This is a genomic window from Terriglobales bacterium (assembly GCA_035937135.1).
Taxonomy (GTDB): Bacteria; Acidobacteriota; Terriglobia; order Terriglobales; family Acidobacteriaceae; genus DASYVL01.
The window spans coordinates 1-8,182 of sequence record DASYVL010000191.1 but is presented as its reverse complement, the minus strand read 5'-3'; the positions used below and the strand labels follow the sequence as shown (position 1 = coordinate 8,182).

Genomic DNA, 8,182 nt, shown 5'->3' with positions numbered 1-8,182 from the left:
CTTTCGGAGATCGAAGCGCGGCTGGCCAAGCTGGACGCGGAGACGGCGGAGATGCGCGCCGCTGCCGACCGCGAAGCAGGGAAGGAAGAGGAAGCCGCGCGGACGGCTGCCGAGGAAGCCAAGGCCAAGATCGTACAAGGCGCCCAGCAAGAGATCGCGGCGGCGGCGCGGCTGGCGCGGGGTGAGTTGAAGTCCTACGCCGCGGAGCTGGCGGTCACGCTGGCGGAGAAGAAGATCCAGATCACTTCCGCCACCGACCGCGCTCTGGTGCAAGAGTTCGTGGACCACCTGGGAAAGGACAGCAAGTAATGGCGGCGATCAACAACCGATACGCGCGCGCGCTGGCCGATGTGGCGGTCGAGCGGAAACTCGACGCGGACCAGATGGTGGAAGAGATGAACTCGCTCGCCCAGGCGCTGACCGTGAGCACAGAGTTGCGCATCGCGCTGGAGACGCCCTCAGTGCCGGTTTCGCAGAAGCTCAAGGTGCTGGACGCGGTGGTGGCAAGAGTCGGGGCGTCGCCGGTGGCGCGCAACTTCCTGGCGGTGCTGGTGCAGAACCGGCGCATCGGGGCCCTGGGCGAGATCGCGCGCCTGTTCGAAGTGGAGATGAATGAGCGTCGCGGCTTTTCCGAGGCGGAGGTCACCAGCTGGCGCGATTTGGGCGACGAAGAGAAGCGCTCGCTGACCACGCGCCTGGAGGCGGTCCTGGGAAAGAAGGTGCAGGCGCGCTACCAGAAGGACGAAAGCCTGCTGGGCGGGGCGCGCATCCGCGTAGGCAGCACCATCTGGGACGGCTCGGTGCGCGGCCAGTTGCGGAAGCTGAAAGAACAGTTGAGCTCCAACCAGACCTGAGAACTCACTTATGGCACAGATCAAGGCAGACGAAATCACGAAGTTGAGACGCTTGGCGGGCGTCTGAGCCCGCCGGCGAAATTCTGAGCGAAGCGAAGGAACTCGGTTAAGAGAGCCATATGGCACAGATCAAGGCTGACGAAATCACTAAGATCCTGCGCGAGCAGATCGAGAACTACGAATCGCGGGTCGCGGTGGACGAGGTCGGCTCCATCATCTCCCTGGGCGACGGCATCGCCCGCGTGCACGGCCTGGACAAGGTGATGGCGGGCGAGCTGCTCTCCTTCCCCCACGGCCTGGCCGGCATCGCCCTGAACCTGGAGGAAGACCAGGTGGGCGCGGTGCTGCTGGGCGACTACACCGAGATCAGCGAGGGCGACGAGGTCAAGCGCACAGGGCGCATCATGAGCGTGCCGGTGGGCGAGGCCATGGTGGGGCGCGTGGTCAACGCGCTGGGCGAGCCCATCGACGACAAAGGGCCGGTCGCGACCGACAAGGTCATCACCCTGGAGCGCCTGGCGCCGGGGGTGGTGGACCGGCAGCCGGTGCGCGAGCCCATGGCCACGGGTCTGAAGGCCATCGACAGCATGATCCCCATCGGCCGCGGGCAGCGCGAGCTCATCATCGGCGACCGGCAGACGGGGAAGACCGCGGTGGCGCTGGACACCATCATCAACAACAAGGGCGGAGACCTGATCTGCATCTACTGCGCCATCGGGCAGAAGCGCTCTTCGGTGGCCCAAGTGGTGAAGATCCTGACAGATTACGGCGCCATGGACTACACCATCGTGGTGGCGGCCACGGCTTCCGAGCCCGCGCCCATGCAGTACATCGCGCCCTACACCGCCTGCGCCATGGGCGAATACTTCCGCGATTCCGGGCGGCACGCGCTGTGCATCTACGACGACCTCTCCAAGCACGCCGCCTCGTATCGCGAGATCTCGCTGCTGCTGCGGCGGCCGCCGGGGCGCGAGGCCTATCCCGGCGACGTCTTCTACCTGCACTCGCGCCTACTGGAGCGCGCTGCCAAGCTCAACAACAAGCTGGGCGGAGGCTCCCTCACCGCTCTGCCCATCATCGAGACCCAGGCGGGCGACGTCTCCGCCTACATCCCCACCAATGTCATCTCCATCACCGATGGGCAGATCTACCTGGAGACCGACCTGTTCAACAGCGGCATCCGGCCGGCGGTGAACGTGGGCCTGTCGGTGAGCCGCGTGGGCGGCAACGCGCAAATCAAAGCTATGCGGCAGGTGGCGGGCACGCTGCGGCTCGACCTGGCGCAGTTCCGCGAGTTGGCGGCCTTCGCGCAGTTCGGCAGCGACCTGGACAAGGCCACGCAGGCACAGCTCAACCGCGGCCGGCGGCTGACCGAGATCCTCAAGCAGGACCAGTACTCGCCCCTGCCGGTAGAGCGGCAGGTGCTCATCCTGTTTGCCGGGACCAGCGGCGCGCTGGACGATCTGCCGGTGGAGCAGTGCCGCGAGTTCGAGCGTGGCCTGTTCAAGCACGTGGAGACCATGAGCCCGGCACTGTTGCGCACCATCGCCGAGAAGAAGGTGCTCGACGACGCCATCAAAGCGGATCTCACGAAGCTGATTGTGGAGTTCAAACAGCGCTTCGTGAGCGAGCGGCAAGCGGCGTCTGCCCATAAGTAAGCTATTTTTTTCAGTCACTTGGAGTTGATGACAGGTTTCGATGGCTAACATTCTCGACATCCGCCGCCGGGTGCGCAGCGTGAAGAATACGCGGCAGATCACCAAGGCCATGAAGATGGTGGCGGCGGCACGGCTGCGGCGAGCGCAGGAGCGCGCGCTGGCGGCGCGTCCCTATTCGCAGATGCTCACTGCGGTGCTCAAGTCGCTGGTGCAGCGCGCCGAGATCTACGACCCGGAGACGGGAGTGGCGCGCCATCCGCTGCTGGCGCAGCGCCCTCCGCGCAACGTCCTGCTGCTGGTGGTGACCGGGGACAAAGGGCTGGCGGGCGCCTTCAACACCAACATCCTCAAGGCGGCGCAGCGCTTCCTGGACTCGCAGGCCGGCCGGAACGTGGATCTGGAGACCATCGGGCGCAAGGGGCGCGACTTCCTGCGGCGGCGCTTCCCCACGCGAGCGCAGCGGGCCGAGGGCGCCGAGGAAGGAAGCCCGCAGCGCGCCGGCGCCATACAGATCGTGGGCGAGCGGGTGGGCATGCTGGGGAAGCTGGAGTTCGCGCAGGCGCACGAGCTGGCGGAATACGTGATCGATTGCTACAGCCGCGGCGAAGTGGACTCCGTGTATCTGCTGTACAACGAGTTCAAGTCGGTGGTGTCGCAGCGGGTGGTGGTGGATGAGATCCTGCCCATCGAGGAGATCGGGACCGCCGACATCCGCCAGGTCCAGGAGTTGAGCGAGGAAGATCGCTTTCGCCACGTGGAGGCGGCGGCGACCGCGGGCGTTTCGGTGCGCGCCGCCGATACCCGGGGCATGGACGAGAAGGCGGCCCGCTTCGCCACCGCTCCCGTGGACTACATCTACGAGCAGCCGGCGGCCGAACTCTTCGACAGCCTGCTGCCGCGATACGTGGGGGTGCGCATCTTCCACGCGCTGCTGGAATCGGTGGCGGCGGAGCACGCCGCGCGCATGACGGCCATGGATTCGGCCACCAACAACGCCAGCGACATGATCGACGATCTGACCCTGGCCATGAACCGGGCGCGGCAGGCGAAGATCACGAAAGAGATCATCGAGATTGTGAGCGGAGCAGCGGCGCTATGAGCTTGCAAGAAACATTCCGAGCGGAGGCCGAAGGCCGAAACGAGGAAACCCTACCCTGACGCAGCTGTTTGGGTACGGTAGGGCTCCCTCGCTGCGCTCGGGATGTAAGGAATAAAAGACACGAGGTCTTAATGGCAGAAAACGTCGGAAAAGTGATTCAAGTCGCCGGACCCGCGGTGGACGTGCAGTTCGCCGAGGGCAATATGCCGCCCATCTATGAAGCGCTGCGCGTGGTCAGCGAGGGCTTCACCGTGCCCATGCCCATCAGCGTGATCCTGGAAGTGCAGCAGCACCTGGGCGAAGGCCGGGTGCGGTGCGTAGCCATGGAACCCACCGACGGCATGGTGCGCGGCATGAAAGCCATCTCCCAGGGCGGGCCCATCTCGGTGCCGGTGGGCCGGGGCACGCTGGGACGGGTGATGAACGTCATCGGCGAGCCCGTGGACCAGTTGGGACCCATCCAGTTCAAGGAGCGCCATCCCATCCATCGCCTGGCGCCGGCGTTTGACGAGCAGGCCACGACAGCGGAGATGTTCGAGACCGGCATCAAGGTCATCGACCTCATCCAGCCTTTCCTCAAGGGAGGAAAGACTGGCCTCTTCGGCGGCGCGGGCGTGGGCAAGACCGTGATCATCATGGAACTGATCAACAACGTGGCCAAGCAGCACGGCGGCTTCTCCGTCTTTGCCGGAGTGGGGGAGCGCACGCGCGAGGGCAACGACCTGTGGCTGGAAATGACCGAGTCGGGCGTCATCAAGCCCGGAGATCCGGAGCATTCTAAGGCGGCGCTGGTCTATGGGCAGATGACGGAACCGCCCGGGGCGCGCCTGCGCGTGGCCCTGACCGCGCTCACCGTGGCCGAGTACTTCCGCGACCAGGAGGGCGCGGACACGCTGCTGTTCATCGACAACATCTTCCGCTTCACGCAGGCGGGCTCGGAGGTCTCGACGCTGCTGGGGCGCATGCCTTCGGCGGTGGGCTACCAGCCCAACCTGGCCACGGAGATGGGCGAACTGCAGGAGCGCATCACCTCCACCACCAAGGGCTCGGTGACCTCGGTGCAGGCCATCTACGTCCCCGCCGACGACCTCACCGACCCGGCGCCGGCTACGACGTTCGCCCACCTGGACGCCACCACCGTGCTTTCGCGGCAGATCGTCGAACTGGGCATCTATCCCGCGGTGGATCCGCTGGCCTCCACCTCGCGCATCCTCGATCCCCGGGTGGTGGGCCAGGACCATTACGACGTGGCGCAGGGAGTGAAGAAGGTGCTGCAGCGCTACAAGGACCTGCAGGACATCATCGCCATCCTGGGCATCGATGAGTTGAGCGAAGACGACAAGCTCACCGTGGCCCGGGCGCGCAAGATCCAGAAGTTCCTCTCCCAGCCCTTCCACGTGGGCGAGCAGTTCACCGGGCTGCCGGGACGCTACGTGAAGATCGCGGACACGGTGAAGGGATTCCGCGAGATCATCGAAGGCAAGCACGACGACATCCCCGAGCAGGCCTTCTACATGATGGGTCCCATCGAAGAGGTCCTGGAACGCAACGAGAAGCTCAAGGCGGCGGCGTAAGAGACGAACGATCCATGGCAGAGACCTTCCAGCTCGAGATTGTCACCCCGGAGAAGCTGATGGTGGACGACCGCGCCGAGGAGATGCAGATCCCCGGGAAGAACGGCTACCTGGGGGTGCTGCCCGGCCACGCCCCGCTGATCACGGAGCTGGCGGTGGGGGAGATCAGCTACCGGCTGGGAGCGGAGACCCAGCGGCTGGCGGTGGCCTGGGGGTTCGCCGAGGTGCTGCCGGAGAAGGTCACCATCCTGGCGCAGATCGCGGAGCGCGCCGACGAGATTGACGCGCCCCGCGCCGAACGCGCCCGGGAGCGCGCCCAGGCGCACCTGAACAGCGGAAATCCAGAAACCGACTTTCCCCGCGCCCAGACGGCCTTGGAGCGCGCCCAAACCCGGCTGGAGGTGGCCGGCAAGCGTTAAGGGAGCTGGAGGGAGCGGCCGCCGCGCCATCCGACTGAAAGCCAAGAGGTTCCGCGCCGATTGTCCTTGCCAATCCGCCCGGCCGCTGGGTAGAATCCGCCTACGAACTCCCCCTTGAATGCTCCCAAGGAGCGGTGTAGCCTGCCTGATTAATCACGCCAGCAGGCCTTCTTTTTTGGACTCATGAGTCTGAGCGTCCAGGTAGCCGGAAAGACCGACCTCGGGTGCGTGCGCACCAACAATGAGGACAACTTCGGCTACGACACCCGCTACGGTGTTTTCATCGTGTGCGACGGGATGGGCGGCCAGGCCGCCGGGGAAGTGGCCAGCAAGATGGGGGTGGACATCATCCTGGAGTACTTCCGCAAGGCGGGAGGGGAGACGGGCAAGTACCCGGTGGAGGGCAAGGTTGTGGAGGGAGTTTCGGAGCGCGCCAACGCGCTGGCCAGCTCCATCCGCCTGGCCAACCGGTCGATCTTCGAGGCGGCCTCCAAGAACGCCGGCCACGCCGGCATGGGCTCCACGGTGGTGGCGGCCCTGGTGAAGGGCAGCTTCCTTTCCATCGCGCACGTGGGCGACAGCCGCATCTACCTGATCCGCAAGGACAGCATCCAGCAGCTCACCAACGACCACTCGCTGGTGATGGAGCAGGTGCGCCGCGGCCTGATCACGCAGGAGGAAGCGGAACGATCCAACATGCAGAACATCATCATCCGCGCGCTGGGCTCGGAAGAGACGGTGGAGCCGGATGTGGACGACATGGTGGCGCAGCCCGGCGACATCCTGCTGCTGGCCAGCGACGGACTCACCAAACACGTGAAGGACAACGCCCTGCTCAAGCTGGTGAAGGGCGCTTCCACACTGTCGCAGGCCTGCGACGCGCTGATCCAGGCCGCCCGGGATGACGGCGGCGACGACAACATCACCTGCGTCCTGGTGCGGGTGGTGGAACAGCCCTGGTATCGGAGATGGTCCGGGAAAGGGAGTCCGCAATGGCAAAACTCTATTTGAAGTTCGAGCAGGCCGTCCTCAAGGAGGTCACGGTGACGCAGGGGGGCATCGTGACCGTCGGTCGTCTGCCCGACAACATGATCCAGGTGGATAACCTCGCCGTCTCCGGCCACCACGCGAAGGTCTACTGGGAGACGGATCACTACGTGATCGAGGACAACAACAGTCTGAACGGCACCTTCGTCAACAACCAGAAGGTGAGCAAGGTGACGCTGAAGGACGACGACAACATCCTGATCGGCAAGCACACCATCACCTTCAAGGACGAGTGGCACGAGGACGAGCCGGAGCAGCGCGTACCCACGCAGGTCATGCCCGCGGTGCCGCAGATGGACGCTACGGTGGTGCTGGACACCAAGAAAGCCAAGGAGCTGATGGCCCAGGCCAGGGCGCTCAGGGAGGACGCGTCGGCGGCCCCGGCGCCCCCGGCAGCGCCCGCCCCTGTTGGTCCTACGGCCTCCGGAACCATGCCCGCAGTAGTTCCCACCCCACCACCACCACCACCGCCTCCTCCCCCTCCTGCCAAGGAGCGCACCGGGATGCTGACCGTGCTCGAAGGCAAGACGGACGAGCCGCGCTACGTGTTGAGCGGCAAACTCACGGTCATCGGCAAGTCGGCGATGGCCACCATCAAGCTGAAGGGCTCGATGTTCCGTCAGCCGCCGGACGTGGCCGCCATCGTCCGCAAGCAAGACAACAAGTACTTTGTGGCGTCCCAGGACAAGAAAGCGCACCTGAAGCTCAACGGCGCCGACTTGGACCATCAGCAGGAGCTGAAAGAGGGCGACACGATCGAGGTCTTCGGCGTGAAGCTGAACTTCGAGTACCAAGACTAGAGGATGGAGATCAAGACCGTAGGCGTGGTGGGGGCAGGGACGATGGGCAACGGCATTGCCCACGTCTTCGCCAAGAGCGGCTTTCACGTCTTGCTATGCGACGTGGAACAGCGCTTCCTGGATCGCGGCCTGGAAACCATCGGCAAGAACCTGGAGCGCGAGGTCGCGAAGAGCAAGATCTCCGCCGAACAGCGCACGGCGGCGCTGGGACGCATCCGGCCGGCGCTGGAGCGCAAGGCGCTGGCCGCCTGCGACTTTATCGTGGAAGCCGCTACCGAGAAGCTGGAGATCAAGGCCGCGCTCTTCCGCGAGCTCGACTCCCTCTGCCGTCCCGAAGTCATCCTCTCCTCCAACACCTCTTCCATCTCCATTACCAGGCTGGCGGCCTGCACCCAGCGGCCGGAGAAGGTCATCGGCATGCACTTCTTCAATCCCGTGCCCATGATGAAGCTGGTGGAGGTGATTCGCGCGCTACAGACCTCGGATGAAACTTTCCAGACTGTGAAGTCGCTGGCCGAGAAGCTGGAGAAGACTCCGGTGGAGGTGCACGATTCGCCCGGGTTCGTTTCCAACCGCGTGCTCATGCCGCAGCTCAACGAGGCCATGTACGCGGTGATGGAGGGCGTGGCCACAGCGGAAGCGGTGGACGAGGTCTTCAAGCTGGGCATGGCGCATCCCATGGGCCCGCTGACCTTGGCCGACTTCATCGGCCTCGACGTCTGCCTCGACAT

At 65.1% G+C, this 8,182-nt stretch carries 9 protein-coding genes; all 9 read left to right on the top strand.

All coding sequences use genetic code 11. The annotated features are described in order from the left end of the window. Window positions 1–309 (top strand): ATPase (locus VGQ94_11090; GenBank protein ID HEV2023054.1); only part of this gene is annotated, 309 nt, incomplete at its 5' end. Beyond that, window positions 309–854 (top strand): ATP synthase F1 subunit delta, encoded by a 546-nt coding sequence (atpH, locus tag VGQ94_11085; GenBank protein ID HEV2023053.1) that lies wholly within the window; start codon window positions 309–311, stop codon window positions 852–854. The genes VGQ94_11090 and atpH, both read left to right, overlap by 1 nt. Before the next feature lie 119 nt (window positions 855–973). Next, window positions 974–2,512, top strand: a complete 1,539-nt coding sequence (atpA, locus tag VGQ94_11080) for a F0F1 ATP synthase subunit alpha (protein ID HEV2023052.1) — start codon at window positions 974–976, stop codon at window positions 2,510–2,512. Between the two features lie 40 nt (window positions 2,513–2,552). Next, the gene (gene atpG / locus VGQ94_11075; GenBank protein ID HEV2023051.1) at window positions 2,553–3,611 is read left to right on the top strand and encodes an ATP synthase F1 subunit gamma; all 1,059 of its coding nucleotides are present in this window, start codon (window positions 2,553–2,555) and stop codon (window positions 3,609–3,611) included. A gap of 131 nt (window positions 3,612–3,742) precedes the next feature. After that, complete coding sequence (gene atpD / locus VGQ94_11070; GenBank protein HEV2023050.1) at window positions 3,743–5,185, top strand: F0F1 ATP synthase subunit beta; 1,443 nt, start codon at window positions 3,743–3,745, stop codon at window positions 5,183–5,185. 14 nt (window positions 5,186–5,199) lie between these two features. After that, window positions 5,200–5,604, top strand: a complete 405-nt coding sequence (locus tag VGQ94_11065; GenBank protein ID HEV2023049.1) for a F0F1 ATP synthase subunit epsilon — start codon at window positions 5,200–5,202, stop codon at window positions 5,602–5,604. A 183-nt stretch (window positions 5,605–5,787) separates the two neighbouring features. Then, complete coding sequence (locus VGQ94_11060; protein ID HEV2023048.1) at window positions 5,788–6,615, top strand: Stp1/IreP family PP2C-type Ser/Thr phosphatase; 828 nt, start codon at window positions 5,788–5,790, stop codon at window positions 6,613–6,615. Then, window positions 6,597–7,451 carry an FHA domain-containing protein gene (locus tag VGQ94_11055; GenBank protein ID HEV2023047.1) on the top strand — a complete coding sequence of 285 codons (855 nt, stop codon included), beginning with the start codon at window positions 6,597–6,599 and terminating at the stop codon, window positions 7,449–7,451. Before VGQ94_11060 ends, VGQ94_11055 begins: the two co-directional genes overlap by 19 nt. A gap of 3 nt (window positions 7,452–7,454) precedes the next feature. Further along, window positions 7,455–8,182: 3-hydroxyacyl-CoA dehydrogenase NAD-binding domain-containing protein (locus VGQ94_11050; GenBank protein ID HEV2023046.1), on the top strand; the 728-nt coding region annotated here is incomplete at its 3' end.